This window comes from Echinicola marina (genome assembly GCF_020463795.1).
Taxonomy (GTDB): Bacteria; Bacteroidota; Bacteroidia; order Cytophagales; family Cyclobacteriaceae; genus Echinicola; species Echinicola marina.
On record NZ_CP080025.1, the window covers coordinates 1,323,184 to 1,350,126 of the forward strand.

Here is a 26,943-nt window from a genome sequence, read left to right on the forward strand (position 1 = left end):
TTGTGTTTATTCAAATACTTTTTTGTAGAACCAACTATTATCATTGATGGAGAAGCCCAGGGTGAATTTATAATAATTCTCTTGAACCAATCCATTACTTGTTGTACCTCTCTGTCCTACTTTCACAGCTATATTCAATAGTGATAAGCTGCTCATAGGAACAGAAGCTCCAAAATTGATGCCAATATCATTGACCTTATTTTGGTTAATAAGATATGGGGTTTGCTCAAACTCAATTCCTGCCCGGAAAGTAGAACGCATAAACACGCTCTCCAAAGAATAAATATCAGGAACAAATTGTCCGCCTAAACCAACTTTAAAAGACTTTCCTAGACCTGAATTGTCATCGGCAAAGGACCTATAATCCCTAAAATCCTGATGTTGAGCTTCAAGTCCAATGACAAATTTATTAATTTTTTCGAAAGATATACCATAACCTAATTTATTAGGTAAATAAATACTTCCAATTTCATCATTGTAAATCAGTACACCGTCTGCATCAGGATCAGTGCCTTCACCATCCTCAGCAACTTTTGCATAGCGTTTTGTCTTTAGATCACCATACAACTGATAGATCGCGCCAAAATTCAGCCTGCTGCGGTCACCTGTGCGAGCCATATAATGCAAGCCGCCTTTGAGAGCAAAATCATTGATCGTCTGTCTATCATAAAGTTCTGTAACCAAACCAGTCAAGCTACCTTCATCATCCACCAGTGATAATTGCTCCCTGGCGATGGTAGAACCAAAAACATAACTCCCCTGAAAGCCAACATTAAAGTTTTTTACTAATTCAAAACCGGTATTCAAATACACCTCACTGATTCCTCCACGTCCTCTAATCCTATTTAGGGCCGTAAAATCCGAATTAACCACATCACTTTGGATAATGTGCTCATAATCCACGGCACTCACCTGGTTCAATCCGAGCCCAACAGTCCATTTTCTGGGACTGATGGGTAAAGATACAGCCACATAACTTAAACCTCCTCCATCAAGTGTGGCACTACTTTCTTCAGTTTTAGCTTGATAGCGTTTATAGTTAAATGCAGCTTGAAAGTTGAAAACATTGTTCTTTACAGACAATGCAGGATTCACTTGATTCACAGACCAAGCATCTCCATAACTTATACCCAAACCGCCCATTGCTTGGTTTTGGGTAAGACCAGAATTGTTCATATCCCCAACTCCAATGGAACTGTAGGTAGAAGAACCAATTTGTCCTTTTGCTTGATTAAATATAAAAAAGGCGCAAAAGACGCCTAACAGATGCAGTCTAGTTTTTATTGACATTGTAAATTAATATTCTATTCAGACCATGAAGGACTAAATTGGGGATTACAAATATGTGGTCTTTTGTTAAGCTTTCAAAGAATTTTGCATCACCACCACAAATAAAGACCTTTAAATCCTGATGATTGCCAAGGTATTGCTTGATGATACCTTCTATTTCATGTTTAATTCCAAAATAAACACCACTTTTCATTCCATCTAGGGTATTGCCCCCGATCAATCCAGGCTTAACTTCCTCGAAATCATAATCAACCAGCGGCAATCGTGCCGTTTGTTCATGCATGGCCCTGAATCTCATCTGAAGCCCCGGGGATATTGCCCCGCCCAAATAGGCCTTATACGCATCGATGAAATCATAAGTAATACAAGTTCCCAAATCAATGCTCAAAACCGGGCCTTTACCTGTTTTACTGTAAGCACCAATAGCCGCTGCCAGCCTATCAAGCCCCAAAGTATGTGGGGTTTGATATTGGTTTTTCACCGGCAAAAGCGTCCCTTGGTCCAAAAACAAAAAGCCAAAGGGCAACATCAATTCAAGTTCTTGGCTGGACCAACGCACCGAACTGACAATGACATGGTCAAAATCCCAAGCGTCGGTATATCGGAGCAGCTCATCTATATAATTCAGGCTTTGCTCCTCAATCATCTCCAGACCATCAAACAGGGCACTTTTTATCCTGGTATTCCCTATATCTATGACTAAATTCCTCAATCAAAATCCATTTTGAACCGAACCGTTCTACCAATCTTTTGTGACCTTTTGATTTTAAAAACAGCAGGCCAAATTTTCGCCTAAATTAATGATTTTAATATCCGAGTTTGAAATCAAGTGTATAAATTTATCTTTACATATCTGATTTTAACAAACTTTAACCCTCCCATGGATACTTCCAATATCTACCATATAATCGGCCTGATGTCCGGCACCTCCGGCGATGGACTCGACATGGCTCATTGTAGGTTTGTTTATGAGCAAAAATGGTCCTTCAGTATCATTGAAGCGACTACTGTCCCATTCCCTGAGAACTTAGGCAAAAAACTTAATCAAGCACACCAGCTTTCCGGGGAGGAACTCTGCCTTTTAGACAGGGAATTTGGAACATGGATGGGAGAAAAGATAAAAGAATTCTGTAAAAGCTATCAGCTAAGGCCGGACGCCGTAGCCTCTCATGGGCATACCGTTTTTCACCAACCACAAAAAAGATTGACCACACAGATCGGTTGCGGATGGAGTTTAATGCAAACATGCGGTTTGCCCGTGATCAATGATTTTAGAACCTTGGATGTTTTACTAGGCGGCCAAGGCGCTCCATTGGCACCAGTAGGGGATCATTACCTTTTCGAAGCATATGACTTCTGCTTAAATCTAGGAGGAATTGCTAATATCTCCATGATAAGCAAAGGACAGAGAAAGGCTTTTGACACCTCTCCGTTCAACCTCTTACTGAACCATTTTGCCGCAAAAAAGGGGCTCCCTTATGATGATAAAGGGAAACTGGCAAAGAAAGGAAAAGTAATCCCCGAACTTCTGGAACAACTTAATTCCCTACCTTATTATGAAAATATTGGCGCTAAATCTCTAGGAAGAGAAAATATAGAAAACAGCTTTTTACCTTTATTGGAAAACAGAAACGCGGAAGTAGAAGATACCCTGGCCACCTTAGTAAGACACTATGCAGAACAGATCAGCAAAGTAGTGTTGGAACATTCAATAAAATCTCCGAGCAAATTACTTATTACAGGAGGAGGGGCCTATAACCACTTTTTCATTGAAGTGCTATCAGAAAAATTAGGAGACAAAGCAATAGCCATCGTACCGGATCGAGAAATCGTAGATTTTAAGGAAGCGCTGATTTTTGCCTTCTTGGGCGTCCTAAAACTAAGAAAAGAAGCCAATTCCCTTGCTTCTGTAACAGGCGCCAGCAGAAACAGCTGCGGGGGCACCCTCTATCTTCCAGACTTAACAGCTTGACCTAGCCACTGTATCCCCTTCATGAACACCAATGTTTTGGAATGAGCTCTCCAAAAGTTAAAATCAGTTTTTCACCAATTTGGGCTTATCCATTGTGCAAAATCATTAAATTGAATGGATAGGACATATGACGCAGTCTGATCAGGAAACAATACAACCCAAAAAACAACCATGAACAGCAACTTTTATCTACAAAAAATCAAAACAAGGCCTAAAGAACAAGCAGATTTCTTACATATACCAAACTTCAGTCAAACATAGGGTCGTTAAATAGCATAAATAAGTTTTTTTTATATTTTTGTACCACCTTAAAATTCCGAGTATGATTGAACCGCTCAAAAAATTTGAGGATAAACCGCCTGAAATAGTTTTTGAATGGAATGATAGTGAAACAGAAGCTAAAGGATGGGCTGTGATCAACTCTCTGAGAGGAGGCGCGGCAGGGGGCGGGACCCGTATGAGAAAAGGCTTGGACAGAAGGGAAGTGGAAGCTTTGGCAAAAACCATGGAAATAAAATTCACGGTTTCGGGACCACCCATAGGAGGGGCCAAATCGGGAATAAATTTTGATCCAAACGACCCAAGAAAGGGAGAGGTGCTCAACAGATGGTATAAAGCAGTAATGCCCATACTCAAAAGCTATTACGGCACTGGTGGAGATCTCAATATAGATGAAATCGAAGAGGTCATTCCCATCACCGAATCTTTCGGACTTTGGCATCCCCAGGAAGGTATAGTTCATGGCCATTTTCATGCTACTGAACCCCAAAAGATCAAGAAAATTGGCCAATTGCGACAAGGAGTTTCCAAAATTCTGGAAGACCCACATTATACACCTGACAGTCCAAAAAAGTACAAGGTAGCAGACATGATCACCGGTTTTGGGGTAGCTGAAGCCGTCAAGCATTATTATCGACTTTGGGGCGGAAAGATTAAAGGTAAGAGAGCCATCATCCAAGGCTGGGGCAATGTGGGAGCAGCAGCAGCCTGTTTTCTAGCCGTAGAAGGAGTTAAAGTAGTGGGCATCATGGACAAAGAAGGAGGCCTGATCAATGAAACCGGTTATAGCCTTGATGAAATCCGAAAATTATTCACCCATAGGTCAGGCAATAAATTGGTAGCGGAGAGGTTGATACCTTTCAAGGAAATAAATAAAAACATTTGGGATATCCCCCATGAAATATTTATTCCTGCGGCTGCTTCAAGATTAATTAATATTGACCAAGTGAGGCGTTTGACAAAAGCCGGACTGGAAGTGATTTCTTGCGGAGCCAATGTTCCCTTTGCGGATAAAGAGATCTTTTTCGGTCCCATAGGCTTGGCAACGGACCAAGAAGTATCGGTTATTCCTGACTTCATTGCCAATTGTGGAATGGCCAGGGTTTTTGCCTATTTGATGTCAGATCATGCTGAAGTGACCGACAAGGCAATTTTTGAGGATGTAAGCCAAACAATTCTAAAGGCTTTAAAAAAAACGCATAAAATGCAGCCCGAAAAGACGGGCATCGCAAGAAAATCTTTTGAAATAGCTATTAATCAACTGATTTAGTGTCGATATCTTTTCACTATCAAAAATATTAACACAAAATTAATTTATCCCGACCATACTATTTTTGTTTGGTGGGAATTAGGCAAAATGAGTAGTTTAGGGGAATCATAACAAAATCCTTCAAACCACTCTTTGAACTATAGATAAACAAATCAGCGTAAACAAAGACGAAAAAAATTTAATTTCATTTTAATGAAGAATATTATTATTGCATTTGGTATTATTTGGGGAGCCATATTTTACACGGGGATACCCTCAGTTTTGGCACTTGAAAATAACCATAAAACAGAAGTTGCGCAAGACCATGAACAAGTAGATCAAGACCATTCATCGGATTCCATGCACGCCTCTGATACACCAGGAGAACATGGGGAGGAAGAAGGAGGACATGGACAAGCTCCTATTTGGTTAGTAATTCCATTTGTAGTTTTATTATTGATGATCGCCACTGGACCGCTATTCTATGAGCACTTTTGGCATCATAACTATCCAAAGGTGGCCATTGGTCTGGCCACACTGGTAGTGGCCTATTATCTCTTTGTGCTACATGATGTTCATCAGCCCATACATGCCCTGGCCGAGTACTTGCAGTTTATTGCATTACTGGCCTCATTATATATAGCATCAGGTGGAATTCTGATCAAAGTGGATAAAAAGTCTACACCGCTTGCCAATGTGACCCTCTTGATCATAGGTGCCATTATCTCCAATCTGATCGGTACCACTGGTGCATCGATGCTTTTAATCAGACCTTTTATCAGGTTAAACAAGCATAATATCCAAGCTTACCATATTATCTTCTTTATTTTTATGGTGAGTAATGTGGGTGGCTCACTGACACCTATTGGCGACCCGCCTCTTTTCTTGGGTTTCTTAAAAGGCATTCCATTCTTCTGGACATTGGAACATAACTGGCCAGCTTGGGCCTTGGCTTTGACGATCCTTTCAGTGGCATTTTACTTCATCGACCGTAAATTTGGCAGGGCCAATGACAACGAAAGTATAGAAGAAGTAGCCTATACTAATAAAATGTCCTTGATAGGTTCCAAAAACTTCTTATGGCTTTTGATCATCATCATCTCTGTTTTCTTGGATCCAAATGTATTGGATTGGGTGCCGGCAATACATTACGATGGAATGAAATTCTCCTTTATCAGGGAAATCATCATGTTCTCTGTCGCCTTCTTTTCCTATAAATTTGCAGACGAAAGGGCCATTAAAGGAAATGAATTCAATTTCGAGCCCATCAGGGAAGTGGCTTATATTTTTATCGGTATCTTTGGTACCATGATGCCTGCCCTGCAATTGGTAGGCAACTTTGCCAAATCTCCAGAAGGATCTGAATTGATTACCCACAATACACTCTATTGGGGAACAGGTCTGCTTTCAGGATTTTTGGACAATGCACCTACTTACTTAAACTTCTTAGCTGCCGCCATGGCCTCAAAAGGAGCCTCCATTTCTAATGTGGAAATGGTCAGACAATTCGCCATGGACGGCTATCATGATTCAGCCTTTGAATTGATGGCAATATCTTTGGCTGCTGTATTCTTTGGTGCCATGACTTATATTGGTAATGGACCCAACTTTATGGTAAAATCAATTGCAGAACAAAGCGGTATCAAAATGCCTTCCTTCTTTGGCTATATTATCCGCTTTTCCATACCGATATTACTTCCAGTATTAATTATCGTTTGGCTAGTCTTTTTTGCCTTCTCTTGATAGTACTGAAAACCAAAAAAAGGCTGAAACTTGAGTTTCAGCCTTTTTTTGGTCCACCAACACTCATTTTACTTTTTATTCCTTTGAACTACAATAACTTATACATCACACCAATAATCTCCCATCAATTTTGACTAATAAAAATGGCAATCCCAGAGATTATTATCTATCTTATTAGAGACTATAAATCACAAACCTTCTTCGCCTATGCCAAGAGCTAAAAAAACCGAGAACAACCGAAAAATCTTTGTTTTGGACACTTCGGTCATACTCTATGCCCACAATTCAATCATGAATTTTGCAGAACACGATGTGGTTATTCCCATCACCGTTTTGGAGGAATTGGATCAGTTCAAAAAGGGCAATGATTCTAAAAATTTTGAGGCGAGAGAGTTTATTAGATTGTTGGACAAATTGTCTAAAGACAAGATGATCCATCACTGGACCCCACTCAACGGAAAAACCAAAGGGTTCTTTAAGGTAATGATGACCTCTGACAAACTAAAAGGGGAGCCTATCAATGCCAATAAGGTCTTTGGTGAGGAAAAAAATGACCATAAAATCCTCAATGCAGCTCTCGTGCTTAAACGAGAAGAAGATGGTAGGAAAGTCATTTTGGTAAGTAAGGATATCAATTTGAGATTAAAGGCCAAATCACTCGATATCCACGCTGAAGATTATGAAACAGGCAAGATAAAAAATGTCACCGAACTGGAAAATACTGGAAAAGCTATCATTGAAGGTATTGACCCTGATGTGATCAATCAATTATATGATAACCATACAGTAGAGGCCAAACATGTACTGGGCACACGAAAAAGAAAAACCAATACCTATTACATCTTGCGCAGCGACAAGAATTCCGTTCTGGCCTATTATAATGGGGGGTCCAATACCATGGAGCGGGTGGATAAAAAAATGGCCTATAATGTAAAGCCCAGAAATGCTGAGCAGACTTTTGCTCTCCACGCCATAACCAATCCTAATATTAAACTGGTATCGGTACAAGGAGTAGCAGGTACGGGGAAAACCTTATTGGCACTTGCCGGAGCCCTGGAACAACGTAGGGACTTCAAACAGATCTTTCTGGCAAGACCCATTGTTCCCCTAAGTAATAAGGACATCGGCTATCTACCCGGGGATATCAAATCAAAACTCAATCCATACATGGAACCGCTTTGGGATAATTTGAAATTCATACAGAACCAGTTTAAGGAATCTGACAAGGAATTTCAAAAAATAACTGAAATGGTCAATCAAGAAAAACTGGTGATTCAGCCCTTGGCCTATATCAGGGGGCGTTCCCTTTCGAATATCTTCTTTATCGTCGACGAGGCACAAAACCTCACTCCTCACGAAGTAAAGACCATTATCAGCAGAGCTGGGGAAAATACAAAAATTGTATTTACCGGCGATGTACACCAAATCGACACCCCTTACCTGGACAGCCAAAGTAACGGCCTTACCTACCTGATCGACAGGGTAAAGGACCATCCCTTATATGCACATATTAAGCTGGAAAAAGGCGAAAGATCCGAATTGGCCAACTTGGCCAACGAATTATTATAATTTAATCATAATAATAAAGCCTCCGTCTGGAGGCTTTATTATTATTTCGATTTGGGTTCTTTATTAACTTTCTGTAATTGTATTCAACTTAGCTAAGAAGCTATTATAATACTGCCGGCCTACTTGCACGATAGCCCCACTCTTAAGGTTGATTTCCTTGGTGCTGAAACTTTCTATTTGTCCCAACTGAACAATATAAGACTTCTGCACCCTCAGGAACAATTCACTTGGCAGCTTGTCTTCCATATCCTTCATGGACTTTCTAATAGTGTAGTTTTTATCTTTGGTAAAGATCGAAACCATATTCCCATTTGCCTCCACGTAATAAATGTCTTCGTAATTGACTCTTTCGTAGGCATTGTCAGACTTAATGTAAACCGCATCTGTAACCAAATATGGGCTTTCTGCCTTAGCCTTAGGGGCATCAGAATGTAAAGCATTGGTTCTTCGGTTATATAAAACAATCTCCACTATCGCATGGATATCATTGGTATTGAACGGCTTAACGATAAACCCAGCAGGATGTATACGCTTCGCCCTTTCTATTATTGAAGGATCACTGTAAGAAGTCACATAGATAATGGGCGCATCAACCATTTGCTGAACAATCTCACCCAATTCTATCCCATCTTTATCCCCCTTCAATTTGATATCCATAAATACCAAATCAGGCCTGTATTTCTTGATTACCTTAATAGCTTGATTGGCAGAATTAGCAATGTCGATATTTACATATCCTAAAAGTTCGAGAATCTCCTCAATATTTTCTGCAATATCCGGATCATCCTCAACAACCAAAATTCTTTCTTCTTTCATATTTTATTAGCGGTTCCTTACCTGTATGTGTTATGTTTATTCCTTTCGCTACCTTATTATCTACCACAAATCCTCCCAAAAATATTCTTATACAATGAAAATGTAAATATTAATCCACAAATACAATTCAATAACTGCATTTTTGAATCATAAGCTCATCATATCCTTGAATCGGGCAGCTTGACGCCTGCTGACTTCTATTCGATCTCCCCCTTTCAGGGTCACCACTAAGCCTCCATTGAACCATGGCTCTATACCATCCACCCAACTTAAATTAATGATATGTTTTCTGCTTGCCCTAAAAAAGGATTTCTCATCCAACCTTTCATCCAAGGCATTCAAAGATTTGTGAATCATTGGCTTATTATTATCAAAATACACCTTGATATAATTGCCGTCAGACTCAAACAAACGAACATTTTCCAATTTGACAAACCAGCACCTATCGCCATCCTTTACGAAGACCTGGTCCTTAAGGCTCAATTTAGGATCTTCATTTTCCACAGCCCTTTCACCGGAATGTCCATTTCCTGCGTCTATCTGACTTTTTAATTTGGCTATGGCTTCGGTTAATCTTTCCGGATCTATAGGCTTCAAGAGATAATCCAAAGCATTCACTTCAAAAGCCTTCAACGCAAACTCGTCATATGCCGTGGTAAATACCACCTTGGGAACAGCCTCCAGTTCGGCCAATAAATCGAATCCAGTCTTTTCGGGCATTTGAATATCCAAAAAAATCACATCAGGATTTAACTCAGCAATTTTCTCTTTGGCATCATCTACATTCATGGCTTCTCCAATTACCTCCACATCACTTATTCCAGAAAGCAAATTGATCAGCTCTTTCCTAGCCAGTCTTTCATCATCGATTACTAATGCACGCATGGTTTTAAAAGTTTAATCTAATTTAATACTTTGTTTCGGAATTTTAATTTCTGTCAGCACAAACTCAGCATCTAAGTTTTTCATTTTAAAGCTGGCCTTGCTGCCATATATCAATCTAAGACGCTGCATGGTATTGGAAATCCCATGGCCACTGCCATCATTTTTCCTGCCAACACCGCCCTTTAACTGCCCACTGTTTTTGACCAATAGATAAAGGTCCCCTGCTAGACCAATAGAACATTTGATTTCAATCAGCCCACCTTTCATCCGGTTTGAAATACCATGCTTAATGGCATTTTCAACTATGGTCTGCAGCATCATCGGAGGAATCTTATAGTGATAGGCCTCCTCTTCAATATCAAAATTCACCTTTAGCCGCTCTTCAAATCGGATAGTTTCCAAATCCAGATAATCCCGAACGATCTTGATCTCATCCCCAAAATCAATGATCCTTTTCTTATCCATTATCAAGGAATAACGCAGAATATTACTGAGCTGGGTAATGGCCTCCTTGGATTTCGGTGGATTTTCATCTACCAAGGCCCTCACACTGTTCAAAGCATTAAAGATAAAGTGCGGGTTCAGCTGACTTCTCAGTTGATTGAGCTTTATTTCATTGATTTTCGCTTGGTATTTCAGGGTGGTATTATAGTTCTCCAAAAAGTGATAGAGGAAATACATCATGGTCCACAGCATATAATAAAGGAAGCTTATGAACATATTCACCAAAAGCACGATAGGCTTAAGATCCTCATGGACCCTTAAAATCCCAAAGATCCAGTTGATCAGAATGGTGGCAATGACATTGGCAAAACTCAGGGCTAGTAAAAACACCAAAGCATTGGACATCAACTTACTGAAGCTAAAGTCAAACCACTTCTTGGTGATGATGATGTGCCGAAAATAGTGGGTAGAAACCAAATAAAAAGCACCCAAAGAAAGGTAAGCACCGATCTGCACAGAGGTAATCCCCCTAATCAAAGAGACAAAAAAGAGGTTGATCACTGCAAAGCATGACCAACCCAATATTTGTAATATCCAATATAAACGACTTCTATCCATGCTTTCCCAAATATAAGGAAGTCTTGGAATGTCAGAAGCTATTTTTTATCAATGGAGCAAGCATAGGCTAAAAGGGGATTCCCCCGTTTTGCCTTACCAGCCCAAGCTTCACTATAATTCCATCTTGAGGAATTTTGCGGTATAGCTGGATGGATGTACTGCGACCTGCTCAGGAGTACCCTGCACGACTATCTCACCTCCCTTATTGCCACCTTCAGGGCCAAGGTCAATGATATGATCAGCAACCTTGATTACATCCAAATTATGCTCAATGATCAAAACAGTATTTCCCTTATCTACCAATCTGTTCAACACCTCCAAAAGATGCTCTATATCCTGGAAATGCAGCCCAGTAGTCGGCTCATCCAAAATATAAAATGTCTTACCGGTATCTTTCTTTGAAAGTTCAGTGGCCAATTTCACCCTTTGGGCCTCTCCTCCAGACAGAGTAGTGGCATGCTGGCCAAGGGTAATATATCCCAATCCCACATCATTCAAGGTTTGGATTTTTCGAAGGATCTTAGGCTGCTTATCAAAAAACTCCACGGCCTGTTCCACCGTCATGTCCAAAACATCTGAAATAGATTTACCCTTAAACCTCACTTCTAGGGTTTCCCTGTTATAACGCTTGCCCTTACAGGTTTCACATGGAATATGGACATCCGGCAAGAAATCCATTTCTATCAGTTTCATACCCGCTCCTTCGCAGTCCTCACAGCGGCCGCCTTTTACATTGAAGCTGAACCTTCCCGGCTTATAGCCCCTGATCTTGGCTTCTGGGAGTTCAGTAAACAAGGCCCTGATATCTGTAAATACCCCCGTATAAGTGGCCGGATTGGACCTAGGTGTACGGCCAATAGGGGATTGGTCCACCTCGATTACCTTATCCAAATGCTCCAGACCATCAATGCTTCCATAAGACAGCGGCTCTTTTCTAGAACGGTAAAAGTGTTGGTTCAAAAGTGGAAAAAGGGTCTCATGGATCAGGGAGCTTTTTCCACTCCCAGAAACACCGGTCACACAAACCATGCTGCCCAATGGCAAGCTAAGGTCCACGTTCTTCAAGTTGTTTCCGGTCGCTTTACTTAACTTAAGTGTCTTGCCATTTCCTTTTCTTCGCTCCCTAGGAACCTCTATGGCCATCTCACCATTCAAATACTTCGCTGTAAGGCTTTTTTGCTTCAAAAAATCACAAGGCTTACCCTCTGCCACTATATGCCCACCATGTCTACCAGCACCAGGACCGATATCCACCACATAATCGGCATCCATCATCATGTCTTTATCATGCTCCACCACCAATACAGAGTTTCCCAAGTCCCTAAGGTCTTGAAGGGCCTTGATGAGTTTAACATTGTCCCTCTGGTGCAGGCCAATACTGGGTTCGTCCAAAATATACAATACGCCGACCAGCTGCGTACCAATTTGGGTAGCTAGGCGAATCCGCTGCGCTTCACCACCAGAAAGTGTCCTCAACGGTCTGTTAAGGGAAAGATAATCCAAGCCAATATCCAACAGAAAGCCTATCCGCTTGCGGATTTCTTTGAGTACTTCCGCACCTATTAGCTGCTGCTTTTCAGTCAGCTTATCATCAATATTTTCAAACCACTCTCCAAGCTGCCGGATATCCATCATGGCCAACTCTCCGATATGCTTGCCTGCGATAATAAAGTGCAAAGCCTCCTTTTTCAGTCTGTAGCCCTCACAATCGGGACAAACCCTAGTAGTAGTAAAATCACTGACCCATTTTTGGATTTTATCTGAGCCCCCTTCTTGCTGCTTTTCAAGAAAGTTCACTATCCCTTCAAAGGTGGTATTCCATTTTGTACCGGGATATTTTACGGAATCTACCTCTACTTCCATCTTGTCCCCATAAAGAAGTACCTGAACCACCTCTTCTTTTAAATCTTTAATAGGGGTAGAAAGACTGGCTTTGTAATGCTTGAGAATAGCATCAATTTTTTTGAAAATCCAAATATCCCTGTACTCTCCCAAGGGAGCAATCCCACCTCGGGAAATACTTAAATTAGGGTCTGGAATAATATTTTCAGCTGTGATTTCATCGATTTTCCCTAATCCGTTACAAGTTGGACATGCTCCATAGGGACTATTAAATGAAAAAGAGTTGGGAGCAGGTTCGTCATAAGAAAGACCTGTAGTCGGATCCATCAGGTACTTGGAAAAGTGGTGTATTTCTCCTGATTCATCACGCAACATGATGATGCCTTTTCCATGTTGAAGGGCGGTCTTGAGCGACTGGGTAATTCGGTACCGATCGTCTTCTTCGGCCACAATCCTGTCCACCACAATTTCAATATCATGGATTTTGTAGCGGTCTACCTGCATCTTAGGTACCATTTCCATCACCACACCATCTACCCGGACTTTAGAAAAGCCCATCTTACGGATCTGCTCAAAAAGCTCCCTATAATGACCTTTTCGCCCTTTTACAACAGGTGCCAGAATATAAAGCTTCTTGCCTTCAAAATGCGTCAGAATCTGCTCGATGATCTGATCTTCAGTCTGTCTGATCATCTTCTTTCCAGAAAGGTAAGAATATGCTTCCCCTGAACGGGCATACAGCAGACGCATAAAGTCATAAATCTCCGTTACCGTGCCCACCGTGGACCTCGGGTTTTTACTAGTAGTCTTTTGCTCAATGGATATGACCGGGGAGAGTCCATTGATCTTATCCACATCAGGCCGCTCCATGCCTCCCAAAAAAGAACGAGCATATGCCGAAAAGCTTTCCATATACCTCCTCTGGCCTTCTGCATATATGGTATCAAAAGCCAAGGAACTCTTACCACTACCACTTAGGCCAGTAATGACCACCAACTGGTTCCTTGGAATGGACAAATCTATGTTTTTGAGATTATGCTCCCTTGCACCATAAATCTCTATTTTCTCTTCTACTGCTGCTACTGTATTGGCCATGAATGGATCAGGACTTTTTGGTTTAATTACAATTTGACAAAAATATGGATTATTAACGGAATACCCTTGCCATCTTTTTTAAACCCTCATAAAACACATTTAGTTTTCAAGAATAAAAACTATTCTTTTTGACTTGACTTTTCTCTCATTTTTTCTTCATCCTCACCTGTCAAGGTTGAGCGCATACCACTCAAAACAAGCTTCCACCAATAATTAAAAATAAATTTGCTCTGGTCCCGCTTGAAATATACATCCCCCTTCTTTAACTCGCCTTTTTTATTGGGGTTATCCGAGGGAATAACCAATTTGTTGGTAAGAAAAGAACCGATTTTTTGAAAAATATTCTGGGGCTTACCAAATGATTTACCACGAATATCAATGGCCAGATCATGGTACTTCATGACCAACTCACCAGACCCTTCAATATCATCTCCTTTGATATTAAAAGCCAAATCATCAATTTTCCCAGTTCTCACTTCTACCTGTGTAGCAGGCCGCAACATGGTATTGATAGCAGCGACTTCCAGATCCTGAACATTTCCCTCCATGGCAAATCCACCCGTACTGTCCTGCAAATAATACACCACATTGAGATCTACTAGCCCTTTGTCCATAATTTTGGCATTGGCCTTAAGTGTCATCTCATTATGCATATCCAGCATATCAGGAATATTGGTGATATTGATGATTTCTGCATTGATCTGGTTAAAAAATATCTCCCCAGCTATGGGTGATTCATTATCAGGACGCTCTATATATTTCACATAACCGTTTTCCAGACGAACCATATCCACATGAATGGGCTTCGGAATGCCTCCTATGATTTTATGGATCATCTTAGGCCGCTGCAAAGTATTATCAGGCATTCTCTTGTCCCTGAACACCACGATCTTTGAATCCTTTGCAAGTAATTTTTCGGATTCTATAATGCCTTCTCTAAAAAAAGCATCGTAGTTCATATTGTTCAGCTCCAGACTTGCCTGTTCGATTTCTACCCAATCCGTTTCCTTAGTAAATCCCTGTATGTATTCATATTTCGACAGCTTATTGTCCAGGTTAACATTTTCAATGGAAAGGCTTCGCTTTTCTTTGCTAAACACTAAATTCTCCGCATTCAACTCATTTCTATATTCATTAAAATGAATAGAAGAATGAGCAATCTTCCCTTCGATACCCTCTACGTCAAAAAGGGCATTGGCTTCCTCCAGATCCTTACTGGTCAGGGTGAATTTTTGCGCAGTCACTGTTAAGCCTTCTATCTCAAACCTGGTGGAATCACTATCCACATCTTTGTTTACTATAGAAAAATCACTCAAATGCACATTGCTGATCTTAATGGCTTGGTAGTCTTTCCCTTTTTTTCGCTGAGTTTTAGCCTTTTTTCTAAGGTTCAAAGAATCCAAAGAAGGAGAAAGCGATTCAATCTTCACCTTACTTAGCTCAGCAGAATCCAATATGATCGTATTGTTCAATAACAGCGCCCTCCACCTGAAGCCCGATAACAAGATCCTATCAGCTAATAATTGGATCTTGACCCTGCTTTCTGGAAAATCCTCATCAGGAAAAATCGCTACGGAATCCAACTCCAAGTAAGTCCCCCGATAATCATAATCCAGCTTTACTTTACCAAACTGAACTTTATGCCCACTAAAGTCATTGGTTCTCGTGATCAGATCACCCACGATTTCATCGGCATGGCTATTCAAATAGAGGTTTACAAAATAGGGAATGCCCCGAAGAACAAAAACCACCGCCACTATGGCCATACCCAGAAAAATTAATATGCTTTTGAACTTCATTGGGATCCAAGTCTAATCAATGATGAAAAATAGGGATTATATTATTTATAAATCACTCTACCGGAAGCTGCACAAAATATTCATTCCCCTTTCTTACAGTCAATTCGCTTCTTCTTAACCATGGGTTATAGGTTTTTAACTCCTTATAATTGCTACCATGTTTGATGGCCCAGTCCGCCAAATCTTTGACGCTATTTTTTATTCCTAATGTCCTCAGTTCTGGAAGACGATACAAGTCATCCTTACTAAGTTCAAAACCGTATTTCTTGGGATTTTCAAACACTATCTTAAAAGCCAAAATCCTAAACATATACCTACTGGTTTCTTCATTGAGCAACAGGTCATAGTAGTTGGGTTGGTGCTGGTCATTAATTCTTCTGCTCAGCCCGGCCTGACCCATATTATAGCTGGCCGCCACATTGGTCCATTTACCAAATCTCGCATATGACTTTTTAAGGTATTTGCAGGCAGCTACGGTAGCCTTCTCAAAATGGTAACGCTCATCTACTTCTTTGTTCACTTCAAGGCCATAGTCCTTTGCTGTTCCTTCCATAAACTGCCAAAACCCTCTTGCCCCCGCTGGTGAAACCACATTCATCAGACCTGACTCTATCATGGCCACATATTTGAAATCATCAGGTATGCCATGTTCCACCAGTATCTTTTCAATGGTAGGCAAGAATTTTCCTGCCCGCTTCATCATCAAGAGCATATTGGACTCCCAATAGACATTGACATAAATCTCCCTTTCCAGGCGCTCCTTGATATCCATTTCTTTTAATGGCACCATTTCACCCGCAAAATCCAGTTTCTCTGGCAGATCAAAAATCTTTACCCTAGGTCCCGCAGAACTGGGCTGTGGACCTATCTGTGCTTCAGCACTTTTCTGGTAAGGAACATGCTCTGTAGGCTTGTTCCTATAAAAAACTACTAAACCAAAAAGTACGGCCACAAGGCCGTACAAAACGTAAATATGATAATTTTTCAAAATTAGAAATTCGGAGATAATAGGTATTTATTATAAAATTCGTCGATCAACTTGACCGCTTCCTCAGCAGTATCCACCACTGAGAACAAATCCATATCTTCTGGACTTATATTTTTGTGTTTTTCCAACATCACACCTCTGATCCAATCTATCAAGCCCTCCCAGAACTCCTTCCCGACCAATATGATCGGAAAACGGCCGGTTTTTTTGGTCTGGATCAATGTCATCGCCTCAAATAGTTCATCCATGGTTCCAAAACCTCCTGGAAGCACGATAAATCCCTGTGCGTATTTTACAAACATAACCTTTCTGACAAAGAAATAATCAAATGTGATCAATTTATCCTGGTCAATATAAATATTGTTGAACTGCTCAAAAGGCAATTGTATGTTCAATCCCACAGATTTACCATTCTCCGCATGGGCTCCCTTATTTCCAGCTTCCATGATACCAGGACCACCTCCAGTAATTACCCCATAGCCATGTCTGACCAATTTTGACGCCAACTCTTCGGCTATTTTATAATATTTATTTTCCTGGGGGGTACGCGCAGAACCAAATATGGACACACAAGGGCCTATCTTTGCTAACTTTTCAAAACCCTCCACAAACTCTGACATGACTTTAAAAATCACCCATGAATTTGCGCTTTTTATTTCACTCCAATCTTTCTCCTTAAAAGCTCGGCGTATTCTTTCTTCTTCTGTCATCTCTTTTTTTTTGGCTTCTCCGTTCATCATAATCATTTAGGTTTAAAAAACTTCTATCGAGACATTTCCAAAAGTGGGTACTTTTAGTAATCCAAATTAATCTTTTTCATTAATAATAAAACGGAAAAATGCACCATTAGTTAAATATCTACTCTCATTTAGGACCTTTGGAGACATTCTTTTTGGAAAGAATATTAGCTCAAAATTCTTGGCGCAATGGATCACAACTTACCCACAACCCAACTAAACCACTGCTATACAACACTATACAACCCAAAAAATCCTTATTCTCTTTAAATCCCATACAACCAAAGGAGCCATCACTTTCTATCCAGAAAAAAATCCAAACTTTCATAAATTAGAAAACTATCGTATTCATATGATTTCAAACCAAGAAGACTATCAGTTATATCATTGAATATTATGGCAATAATGAGTAGAACCCTTTAAAAACTGTACATCAAATAACATAAAAAGGCTTTCTTTTATGTTGATTTTCCCGCAAAGGACCCTACATATTAGTTTTCGGTGCAAGGTTTTTGACGTATATTGTAGTGTATTAGTCGCTAGAACAAATTTTTAATTATAAATCTAAAATGATGCTAAACGCCGCTGAGATTATCAAGACCGTCAAAAAGTTAATTGAGGTCAGGATAGAAATGGTCAAAAAGGATTTTGAGGAACATATAGCGCAATTGATCACAAAAATTGCCCTATTGAGCATGATGGTGATTTTAGCTGTGCTCATCCTGCTATTCTCCAGCATTTCCTTAGCATTTTATTTTGCCGAGATCACTTATTCCAATGCCCTTGGTTTTTTCTATGTGGGACTTATTTATGTGGGACTCTTCATTGTCCTTTATGTAATAAAAGACTCCAAAACCATACAGAACTCCATACTTGAAGGCTTGCACAAATTTTTTGTTTATACCAAAAACCAGAAAAAAGATCATGACGAATAAAGACCTTAAGCAAGAAGCTGCGGATCTAGAGAAGCAATTGGAACAGCAAATCGGCACCTTGAAAAAAGAGTCAGAAACTTGGGTAAAGCTGGGAGGTGCTATACTGGCTGGAGGCGTCCTTTCTTATGGTGTTTCCAGAATGTTCAGTAAAAAAAAGGACAAAAAGCTTAAAAAGCTCATCAAAGAACTGGATAGTGAAGGTAATATCGATAAAAACACCCTTAAAAAAGCCACTAGGAAAAGATCCTCAGTGATGAGCTCAATGGGCAAAAGGCTCTTTATGGTATTGCTCTCTGTTGGCCAGGCTAAATTGATGGACGAATTATCAAAAAAAGCAGCTAATGCCAAGAAAAAAGCCTGATCAAATTAGCTCAAAACTAAATGCACTGCATCTGACTGGCCAAAAAGCAGTGGCCCTACTGATAGATCCAGAAAAGATAGCGGACAAACGGTCCTTTGAAGCATTGATCAATATGGCCGCCGGTAAAGCTGTCGATTTCTTCTTTGTAGGAGGCAGCTTGCTTACAGCACAAAATATCCACCAACTCATTGCTTTCATAAAAAGCACCTGCCCGGAAATACCCGTAGTGCTCTTTCCTGGAAATGTCATCCAGATTAATGAGGATGCGGATGGCATTCTGTTCTTATCGCTTATTTCTGGAAGAAACCCTGAACTTTTAATTGGTCAACAGGTAACCGCTGCACCTATTTTGGCCAAAAGCAATTTGGAAATTCTACCAACAGGCTATATGCTGGTCAATAATGGTGAAATCACCAGTGTCAATTATATCAGTCAGACCATTCCTATCCCCAATAACAAACCGGCTTTGGCAGTGGCCACAGCCCTGGCAGGTAAATTTTTAGGATTAAAATACCTTTTTTTAGACGCAGGTAGTGGGGCCAACAGCCCGGTAAACAAAACTATTATTGCACAAGTAAAGGAGCATACAGCTTGTCCTTTGATAGTAGGAGGGGGAATCAATTCAGTGGAAAAAGCCAAAAATGCCTGGAATGCGGGAGCCGATTTGATTGTACTAGGTAATGGGATAGAAAAAAACCCCGGTCTGCTGACCGAGGTGCTTGATTATGTTCATGTCTATAATTTATCCCTGAACGTTAATTAGGGATTCTCTTCTTCTCATCTTGCCTGCAGGCAAACCATACATCATCTTAAATCTTCTACAGAAATAGGCTGTATCCTTATAACCCACTTCTTTACCAATATCACGGATACTTTTCTTAGTAGTACGCAATAGGTCCACAGCTGCTTCCATTCTTTGGTATTCGATATAATCTTGAGGATTGATTCCGGTAAGCATTTTGAAATATTGGCCTACATAATCCTCTGATACATTGGCCACTTTCGCCAATACCTTATTGGAAAGATCTCCACCGATATTTTTCTTGATATAGTTGAACATATCGATCAATCGAGGATCTTTAAAATATGTACTGTTGGTAGACATTTCCTCCACAAATAGACGATTCTTCAGAATATGTCTGACCAATTCCACTACCAAAAGCTCAGTGTGCAATTTGATCACTCGCTCCTTACCAGGTGTATTTTGCTCTGATTCCTTGACCACATCTTCTATGATAGATGCCAAACGGTCATTAAAGCGAATAATAAAAGGGGGTATGCCCAATGAATTGAAGAAATTTACTACATCAAAAACCTTGGCTTCAAAAGTCACAAGGGTAACACAGTCCTCTTCAATCTTCTTGATATCCTTAAAGCTAATACTCTGAAGGTGTTTCTTCTTGTTCTCTATAAAGTTATCATTATTGGTCTCACCTCTTTTGGTGGCCGCACCAAAGGTCACCTTAGAGGCCCTTCCAGCAGGAATAAATAGGATTTCTCCTTCATTCACTACTTCCTGTTCCTCTCCGAATTTTAATACTCCTTGGTGTAAAAGTATAACAGTATTATCAGGTTCAATATAGTCAGTGACCGTAACTGGTCTTTCCACCTTAAAATTATTTCCCCTCATATACCGTACTCCAACGGATTCTATGACTTTATTGTAATATTCCATGATAAACGCATTTTTTGAGTAACGCGTAAAATTATGATTTTTTTAACATTTATATAATAAAAATAATACATTATTTGACAACAATAAAATTTTCGCTCATTTTCTTGCCAAACATTGTACTTTATTAACTAAACACCTATTATCTTAATAAGGATCGGGATATAACTATTTTTTGAATCTCACTGGTTCCTTCATAAATCTGAGTAATTTTTGCATCCCTCATAAGCCTTTCTACATGATATTCCTTGACAAATCCATATCCGCCATGGATTTGAACAGCTTCTACTGTCACATCCATGGCCACTTTTGAAGCATACAGCTTGGCCATAGCACTGGCCTGCCCATAGTCTCGTCCTTGGTCCTTCAGCCAAGCAGCCTTCATCACCAGAAGTCTGGCTGCTTCAATCTCCGTCGCCATGTCTGCCAATTTAAACTGGATCGCTTGGTGCTGACTTATAGGCTTGCCAAAGGTTTTTCTCTCCTTGGCGTAAGCAAGTGCCAACTCATAAGCCCCTGATGCAATTCCCAATGCCTGCGCAGCAATACCTATCCGTCCACCATCCAAGGTTTTCATCGCAAAGGAAAAACCAAAACCGTCCTCACCGATACGGTTTTCCTTGGGAACCTTCACATCATTGAACATTAGAGAATGCGTATCTGAACCTCTAATACCCAGTTTATCTTCCTTTTTTCCCACCTCAAAACCCGCCATATCCTGCTCTACTATAAAAGCGGAAATACCCTTATGTTTCTTCTCGGGATCTGTTTGTGCAATGACCAAGTAAATACTTGCCGTACTTCCATTGGTAATCCAATTTTTAGTACCATTGATCAGGTAATGATCTCCTTTTTCCTCGGCTATGGTCTTTTGGGAAGTGGCATCCGAGCCTGCCTCTGGCTCCGAAAGGCAAAAAGCCCCCAGTTTTTCCCCTGCGGCCAATGGTTTAAGGTATTTCTCTTTTTGGACTTCACTGCCATAGTGCTCCAGTCCCCAGCAAACTAAACTGTTGTTTACGGACATGGCTACTGAAGCAGAAGCGTCGATTTTTGATATTTCTTCCATGGCAAGGACATAGGAAATGCTATCCATGCCTCCACCATTGTATTTGGGATCCACCATCATCCCTAAAAAGCCCAATTGTCCCATTTGTTTGATTTGCTCTTTGGGAAAAGTCGCATGGGTATCACGGTCTATTACTCCAGGTAAAAGTTCCGATCGGGCAAAATCCCTGGCAGCATCTCTAACGGCTATTTGTTCTTCTGTGAGGGTAAAATTCATTTGTTTTGGGTTTATTTATAGAATAGAGGAATATAGCCTAAAAAAACAAAAGGGGCAATTGCTTGCCCCCCTTTTCAAATATCTAATATTGAATAATTTTTCGTTTAATCCCTGCCCCCAAAAAAGACAGAAGCATAATAAGCTAGCGTGGCCAGTGAAGCCAGAGCAGCTACCACATAAGTCATCGCGGCCCACTTCAGGGCATCTTTGGACATGCTATATTCAGCGCTTGTCACGATATTCCTTTCCTGTACCCAAGCCAATGCCCTTTTACTCGCATCAAATTCCACCGGTAAAGTCACAAAGGTAAATAAGGTCATAATACCATAAGCTCCGACCACGATTACTCCAATGAATTCATACGGTAACCCAATCAAGAACCCTCCAAACAATGAAGCAATCAATACAATATTCAAAATTTTGCCACTAGCATTTTGCATAGGCACCATGGCAGACCTAAGGTTTAACCAAGCATAGGCCTGAGCATGCTGCACTGCGTGCCCACACTCATGGGCTGCTACAGCAGTAGCGGCAGCATTTCTACCATAATATACATCTGGGCTAAGATTCACCGTTCTATTCTGTGGATTATAGTGATCGGTCAATTGCCCATCCACACAGTTTACAGATACATTATGAATACCGTGGTCTGCTAGCATCAGCTCAGCGATTTCCTTCCCCGACAAGTTCGATTGAAGGGCCGTTTGGGAATATTTTTTAAACTTACTCTTAAGCTTACTGCTTACCACAAAGCCTAAAATCCCAAATACAACTACAATTAAGATTAATAACATATTCTTGTTTGTTTAAACACCTATTTAATACGCAACTCATCTGTTGCTGGTTTTGATATCAAAGAAATTTTTGCCACTGCCAATAAACTGATGACACCTACCACTACCACTATCAAAACCTGAGAACTATGAACAATAACTGCAAAAATTTTGCCCTCTTCTTCACTAAGACCATATGTCATCAAAATAAAGGCGACAAGTGCATGAAAAGTACCTATCCCACCTTGAACAGGAGCAATCATGCCAATACTGCCCATCACCATCACCACTAAAACAGATGAGGGGGACAAATTGGCAGTTGAAGGTATTCCCAAGGATATAAAATACATCATCAGAAAGTATATTACCCAAATAATAACTGAAGATAGCCAAAATCCCATTCTATGCTCCATTCTGGAAACGCTTTTGAGGCCGGAAATAAACTCCCGCATAAAATGCTGGAACTTCTGCACCAAGCCATGGTCACGGTACCTTCTCTTTACCCAGTAGATTATGATAAGCAGCAATAAAATTCCTCCAATCAGTAATGGCAGGTAATCCAATAAAATCCCTTTCAGGTTATCAACTGAAATCAAATCAGCTGTTAAATCCAAAAATACATCTCGCTCCAAACTGAAAGCAAGGACAATCACCAAAATCATAAATAACAAATCCACTGAGCGTTCCAATATCACGGTGCCCAGCAATTTGCTCACTTGAAGGCCATTGGTATTCTTCAGCACCCCACACCTGGCCACTTCTCCAGCCCTTGGTATCAGCATATTGACCAAATACCCTACCATCAAAGCCCAAAAGCTCCTCGATGTAGGTATTTTCTCATCCAAATCGGCATTGATCAACAGCTTCCAACGCCAAGCCCTGATCCAAAAACCGAGTGTGGACACAAGGATAGACAGCCCTATCCAAAAAAGTGAAGCCTGCTGAAGTGCATCCAACAGGCTTTCCATTTTAATATCCTTATACAAGAACCAAAAGATCCAAACCGCCACTGAAAGTGAGACCAATACTTGGATCCACTGCTTTAGAGATAGTTTCAAGCTTATATCAATTTGTTAGCATCATCCGGAAATATCACTATTGGCTTATACTTTTTGGCTTCTTCAAAATCCATACTCGCATAAGAAATAATAATCACCACATCTCCCACCTGCGCTTTTCTGGCAGCTGGTCCATTCAGACAAACCATGCCACTGCCTCTTTCTCCTTTGATCACATAAGTTTCTAAGCGCTCACCATTATTGATATTGACGATCTGCACCTTCTCATTCTCAATCATATTGGCCGCATCCATCAAATCCTCATCAATCGTAATACTCCCTACATAATGGAGCTCTGCCTGTGTAATCTTAACCCTGTGAATCTTAGATTTCAATAACTGAATTTGCATCATTCTATAAATTTGCCACAAATTTAAACATTAAATCGGTAAGTTGTCGATTAACCTTACATCTCCAACAAAAGCCGCGGTGCAAAGCGAATATTTCTGTTCCTGGCCAAAGTCTTTAATACCTTGATTAGCCACCATATTGAGCGTTTCCGTCTCAACTAGCTCAAAATATTCCAGCTTCACCCCATCTACCTGATTAAATTTATGTTGTATTTTGTCTTTAAGCTCAAACCAAGACCTGCCTGCTAAAAGTTCATTTTTAGCCAAAACCATTGATTCATAGAGCACTAAAGCCTTCTTTCTTTCCGTTATATTCAACCTTCTATTTCTGGAAGACATGGCCAGACCATCCTCTTCTCTTACTGTGGGCACCACCACCAAATTCACCGAAAAAGACAGATCATTGACCATTTGACGGATTATGGCCACCTGCTGCAAGTCCTTTTGTCCAAAATAGGCATAATCTGGATTGATGATGTGGAACAGTTTCGAAACGACTATCCCTACGCCATTGAAATGCCCTGGCCTTGAGGCCCCCTCTAGGATAGTCTCCAAAGCACCAAAGTCCATTTTCAATTTGGCTGGCTGAGGATACATTTCATTTACTTCAGGAAGGAACACATAGTCCACCCCTTTGCCTTCCAGCAGCTTAAGATCCTCTTCCACTGTCCTTGGATATTTCTCAAGGTCCTCCGGATTATTGAATTGTGTAGGGTTGACAAAAATCGAAACCACCGTCACATCCGAATGATATTTGGACTTTTCCACTAAATTCAGATGTCCCTCATGCAAGGCCCCCATAGTAGGTATCAAGCCTATGGTCTTTCCTTCAATCCTGCTCTTAAACAGCTGATCTAGAGCCTGATATTTTGTATTAATGATTTTCACTTGTCATTGGATTTTGCTTTGCAAAATAGGAGCAAAAGTAAATTATTCTGGACAATATCAATGGGTTTTTGTAATTTTTTTTGTATCTTTGTAGTCCCGTATTATCCCTCAATAAAAAAAACAAGATATGTCTAAACTTCGTATTCTCTACGTAGCAAGTGAAATCAATCCATTTCTTCAAACCTCTGAGGTTGCCAACTTTGTCAGGGCTTTACCACAGGCCATGCAAGAGAAAGGAATGGAAATCCGTATTCTTGTTCCTAGATTTGGTTTGATCAATGAAAGAAAGAACAGGTTGCATGAAGTGGTAAGGCTTTCAGGAATCAACATTTCTGTCGGTGAGGAGGAAAAACCCTTGATTATCAAGGTGGCTTCCATTCCAAACGCAAAGCTTCAAGTTTATTTTATTGACAATGAAGACTATTTCCAGAGGAAAAGCGTTTTCTTTGACAAACAAGAAAAATTCTATGAAGACAATGACGAACGAGCCATTTTCTTCTGTAAAGGAGTAATTGAAACCGTTAAAAAATTAGGTTGGGCGCCGGACGTCGTTCACTGTAATGACTGGATGACCAGTTTGATTCCCCTTTACCTAAAAACAACGTATAAAAACGAACCGTTATTCAAAGACACAAAATCAGTCTTTACTATTTATAATAACGGATTTAATCATAAATTTGGCGATGATTTGTTGGAGAAAGTAAAAATGGTTGACATTGACGACAGCATCTTGGCACCTTTGAAGTCTAAAGACTACGAAGGATTCCTTAAAATAGGTATGGAATATGCTGATGTTGTGATCAAAGGCGATGAAATCTCTGACAATCTGAATCAAATCATTGAAGAGTGCTCTAAAGATAAAAAGTGTGAGATTAACAACGAAGAAGAAGAAGAACAACTTTTTGAAAGTTACTACAACATCTATACGGACTTGGCAGGCTAAGCTTGCTGCTTTCCTATTAGTTTCTACCACGATAAATAGTTCCTGTACCGATCCATCTGATGCTGGATTGATATTGGACCCAGATATAAATCAGATAGGGGTTTTCTACGCAGAAATACCCCTTTCTGCTTATTTGGTGGATGTGGATTCTATCAATACCACCAATCCACTTCGATTAGTAGCAGGGGGTGATAATAGTGAATATTTCGGTCGAACCGAATCCATTGGCTACAGTAGGATGACATTCAGCGCAGCAGCTACAAAGCCTAGTGAGGATGCCATTTTTGATTCTGCCAGATTCAATTTAAATATTACCTCTTTGACCGCAGAGGACCTGGACAACCTTAAAAGCTTTTCTGCCCATAAACTCACTGAGCCTATACTGGATACCTCCTATTATAATTTCAATCATTTAGCCTACGAGGAAAGTCCCTTTGCTTCTGGATCTTTTATGCTCAAGGAAAATTCCGACACATTGGTAGCCATGAATATGGATGAAACCTTTGCGATGGATCTTTTCACTAAGTTACAAAATGATGATCCTATCTTTAATGATATTTTTTCATTTAGAAATTACTTCCCAGGCTTTGCACTAAAGGGAAATCCTGATGAGGAAACTGCTATTAATGTATCCGCTGGAGAAGCTACTGGGATCAAAATCTATTACCATGAGGATGAAGAGGATACTGTTTCCACTTCATATACAATCCACACTTCTGCATCCAGGCATTTTAATGGCATCCTGACAGATAAAACAGGAACCCCTACAGAAGCCCTTATAGAAAAAAACAAGGCCTATGATGTAGGTAATCTAGTTGGTGGAAAAAACCTTCTCGGATTAATGGTGAAATTGGACATGGAACCGCTTTCAAATTTCCTTGATACCTTGGAAAATGTTACTTTTAATCAGGCACTTTTGGAATTAGGACCAGTTGAGAATTTCCCTGATGGCAAACTTCCTCCTGCAAGTTTCATCCCTTATTTCACGGATGAGACCAACAAAATCCTAACTAGGGAAGTAGATGGAATGCTTTTATCCATTCAATCAGATGGATACAATCAAACCGTCACTGATGAAGATGGAAATGTAATCCCTGCATTTACACCAGCAGGAGCCAATCCATTACTCTTCAATTCTGAAAAGTTCAATTACGAAATCAGCATTAGCTCATATGTAAATTCTCTTTTCAGAACTGACTTAGAAAGAACCGATATTTTATTATATCCAAGAACTCCCAGTACGCAAAGTTCTCCATACTATCAACCAGATGAAATCCGTTCTCTAAGAGAATATGTACTGAACCAAAACTCTATCAAACTTAAAATTTTCTATACCAAAATGAGATAGCTTAAAA

At 40.2% G+C, this 26,943-nt stretch carries 24 protein-coding genes; 9 read left to right on the forward strand and 15 right to left on the reverse strand.

The annotated features are described in order from the left end of the window. Positions 1–6: 6 nt before the first annotated feature. Positions 7–1,290, reverse strand: a complete 1,284-nt coding sequence (locus tag KZP23_RS05505; RefSeq protein ID WP_226335097.1) for a hypothetical protein — start codon at positions 1,288–1,290, stop codon at positions 7–9. Then, on the reverse strand, positions 1,274–2,002 hold the full coding sequence (locus KZP23_RS05510; RefSeq protein WP_226335098.1) for a type III pantothenate kinase: 729 nt from the start codon (positions 2,000–2,002) through the stop codon (positions 1,274–1,276). Before KZP23_RS05510 ends, KZP23_RS05505 begins: the two co-directional genes overlap by 17 nt. Positions 2,003–2,170: 168 nt before the next feature. On the opposite strand from KZP23_RS05510, the gene KZP23_RS05515 reads away from it, so the two are divergent. The 4 genes from KZP23_RS05515 to KZP23_RS05530 all read left to right on the forward strand — a co-directional run bounded on the left by KZP23_RS05515 (position 2,171) and on the right by KZP23_RS05530 (position 8,102). Continuing rightward, the gene (locus KZP23_RS05515; RefSeq protein WP_226335099.1) at positions 2,171–3,262 is read left to right on the forward strand and encodes an anhydro-N-acetylmuramic acid kinase; all 1,092 of its coding nucleotides are present in this window, start codon (positions 2,171–2,173) and stop codon (positions 3,260–3,262) included. Between the two features lie 322 nt (positions 3,263–3,584). Continuing rightward, entirely contained in the window at positions 3,585–4,811 is a 1,227-nt protein-coding gene (locus tag KZP23_RS05520) for a Glu/Leu/Phe/Val dehydrogenase dimerization domain-containing protein (protein WP_226335100.1), read from the forward strand. 192 nt (positions 4,812–5,003) lie between these two features. Further along, on the forward strand, positions 5,004–6,533 hold the full coding sequence (locus tag KZP23_RS05525; protein WP_226335101.1) for a sodium:proton antiporter: 1,530 nt from the start codon (positions 5,004–5,006) through the stop codon (positions 6,531–6,533). Positions 6,534–6,740: 207 nt separating this feature from the next. Beyond that, positions 6,741–8,102 (forward strand): PhoH family protein, encoded by a 1,362-nt coding sequence (locus KZP23_RS05530; protein ID WP_226335102.1) that lies wholly within the window; start codon positions 6,741–6,743, stop codon positions 8,100–8,102. A gap of 63 nt (positions 8,103–8,165) precedes the next feature. On the opposite strand, the gene KZP23_RS05535 is transcribed toward KZP23_RS05530, so the two are convergent. From KZP23_RS05535 to KZP23_RS05565, 7 genes are all read right to left on the reverse strand, one after another. Continuing rightward, entirely contained in the window at positions 8,166–8,918 is a 753-nt protein-coding gene (locus tag KZP23_RS05535; protein ID WP_226335103.1) for a LytR/AlgR family response regulator transcription factor, read from the reverse strand. A 147-nt stretch (positions 8,919–9,065) separates the two neighbouring features. Then, the gene (locus tag KZP23_RS05540; RefSeq protein WP_226335104.1) at positions 9,066–9,803 is read right to left on the reverse strand and encodes a LytR/AlgR family response regulator transcription factor; all 738 of its coding nucleotides are present in this window, start codon (positions 9,801–9,803) and stop codon (positions 9,066–9,068) included. 12 nt (positions 9,804–9,815) lie between these two features. Beyond that, positions 9,816–10,865: a sensor histidine kinase gene (locus KZP23_RS05545; protein ID WP_226335105.1), complete on the reverse strand. Its 1,050-nt coding sequence runs from the start codon at positions 10,863–10,865 to the stop codon at positions 9,816–9,818. 111 nt (positions 10,866–10,976) lie between these two features. Beyond that, positions 10,977–13,802 carry an excinuclease ABC subunit UvrA gene (uvrA, locus tag KZP23_RS05550; protein WP_226335106.1) on the reverse strand — a complete coding sequence of 942 codons (2,826 nt, stop codon included), beginning with the start codon at positions 13,800–13,802 and terminating at the stop codon, positions 10,977–10,979. Between the two features lie 119 nt (positions 13,803–13,921). After that, positions 13,922–15,601: an AsmA family protein gene (locus tag KZP23_RS05555; protein ID WP_226335107.1), complete on the reverse strand. Its 1,680-nt coding sequence runs from the start codon at positions 15,599–15,601 to the stop codon at positions 13,922–13,924. Positions 15,602–15,653: 52 nt separating this feature from the next. After that, positions 15,654–16,589, reverse strand: coding sequence for a lytic transglycosylase domain-containing protein (locus KZP23_RS05560; protein ID WP_226335108.1), 936 nt, complete (start codon positions 16,587–16,589; stop codon positions 15,654–15,656). Between the two features lie 2 nt (positions 16,590–16,591). Next, positions 16,592–17,326, reverse strand: coding sequence for an LOG family protein (locus KZP23_RS05565; protein ID WP_226336490.1), 735 nt, complete (start codon positions 17,324–17,326; stop codon positions 16,592–16,594). A gap of 569 nt (positions 17,327–17,895) precedes the next feature. Here KZP23_RS05565 and KZP23_RS05570 point away from each other — a divergent pair. The 3 genes from KZP23_RS05570 to KZP23_RS05580 are packed head-to-tail and all read left to right on the forward strand — an operon-like array spanning position 17,896 to position 19,385. Then, positions 17,896–18,261 (forward strand): phage holin family protein, encoded by a 366-nt coding sequence (locus tag KZP23_RS05570; RefSeq protein WP_226335109.1) that lies wholly within the window; start codon positions 17,896–17,898, stop codon positions 18,259–18,261. Next, positions 18,251–18,622, forward strand: a complete 372-nt coding sequence (locus KZP23_RS05575; RefSeq protein WP_226335110.1) for a hypothetical protein — start codon at positions 18,251–18,253, stop codon at positions 18,620–18,622. Before KZP23_RS05570 ends, KZP23_RS05575 begins: the two co-directional genes overlap by 11 nt. Further along, complete coding sequence (locus KZP23_RS05580) at positions 18,603–19,385, forward strand: geranylgeranylglyceryl/heptaprenylglyceryl phosphate synthase (protein ID WP_226335111.1); 783 nt, start codon at positions 18,603–18,605, stop codon at positions 19,383–19,385. Before KZP23_RS05575 ends, KZP23_RS05580 begins: the two co-directional genes overlap by 20 nt. Here the strand turns inward: KZP23_RS05580 and KZP23_RS05585 are convergent. The 6 genes from KZP23_RS05585 to panC form a co-directional block, all read right to left on the reverse strand. Further along, positions 19,365–20,297 (reverse strand): AraC family transcriptional regulator, encoded by a 933-nt coding sequence (locus KZP23_RS05585; RefSeq protein WP_226335112.1) that lies wholly within the window; start codon positions 20,295–20,297, stop codon positions 19,365–19,367. The two genes, KZP23_RS05580 and KZP23_RS05585, sit on opposite strands and share 21 nt — an antisense overlap. A gap of 139 nt (positions 20,298–20,436) precedes the next feature. Next, complete coding sequence (locus KZP23_RS05590; protein WP_226335113.1) at positions 20,437–21,576, reverse strand: acyl-CoA dehydrogenase; 1,140 nt, start codon at positions 21,574–21,576, stop codon at positions 20,437–20,439. Between the two features lie 104 nt (positions 21,577–21,680). Next, positions 21,681–22,370: a zinc metallopeptidase gene (locus KZP23_RS05595; RefSeq protein WP_226335114.1), complete on the reverse strand. Its 690-nt coding sequence runs from the start codon at positions 22,368–22,370 to the stop codon at positions 21,681–21,683. A gap of 20 nt (positions 22,371–22,390) precedes the next feature. After that, positions 22,391–23,407, reverse strand: a complete 1,017-nt coding sequence (locus KZP23_RS05600; RefSeq protein WP_226335115.1) for a lysylphosphatidylglycerol synthase transmembrane domain-containing protein — start codon at positions 23,405–23,407, stop codon at positions 22,391–22,393. Positions 23,408–23,409: 2 nt separating this feature from the next. Further along, entirely contained in the window at positions 23,410–23,757 is a 348-nt protein-coding gene (gene panD / locus KZP23_RS05605) for an aspartate 1-decarboxylase (protein ID WP_186757425.1), read from the reverse strand. A gap of 30 nt (positions 23,758–23,787) precedes the next feature. Next, a complete protein-coding gene (panC, locus tag KZP23_RS05610) occupies positions 23,788–24,645 on the reverse strand; it encodes a pantoate--beta-alanine ligase (protein WP_226335116.1) in 858 nt (285 codons plus the stop codon). Positions 24,646–24,772: 127 nt separating this feature from the next. Between panC and KZP23_RS05615 the strand changes: the two genes are divergently transcribed. Both KZP23_RS05615 and KZP23_RS05620 read left to right on the forward strand, forming a co-directional pair. Then, the gene (locus tag KZP23_RS05615; RefSeq protein WP_226335117.1) at positions 24,773–25,588 is read left to right on the forward strand and encodes a glycogen/starch synthase; all 816 of its coding nucleotides are present in this window, start codon (positions 24,773–24,775) and stop codon (positions 25,586–25,588) included. After that, the gene (locus KZP23_RS05620; RefSeq protein WP_226335118.1) at positions 25,512–26,936 is read left to right on the forward strand and encodes a DUF4270 family protein; all 1,425 of its coding nucleotides are present in this window, start codon (positions 25,512–25,514) and stop codon (positions 26,934–26,936) included. Before KZP23_RS05615 ends, KZP23_RS05620 begins: the two co-directional genes overlap by 77 nt. Positions 26,937–26,943 lie beyond the last annotated feature (7 nt).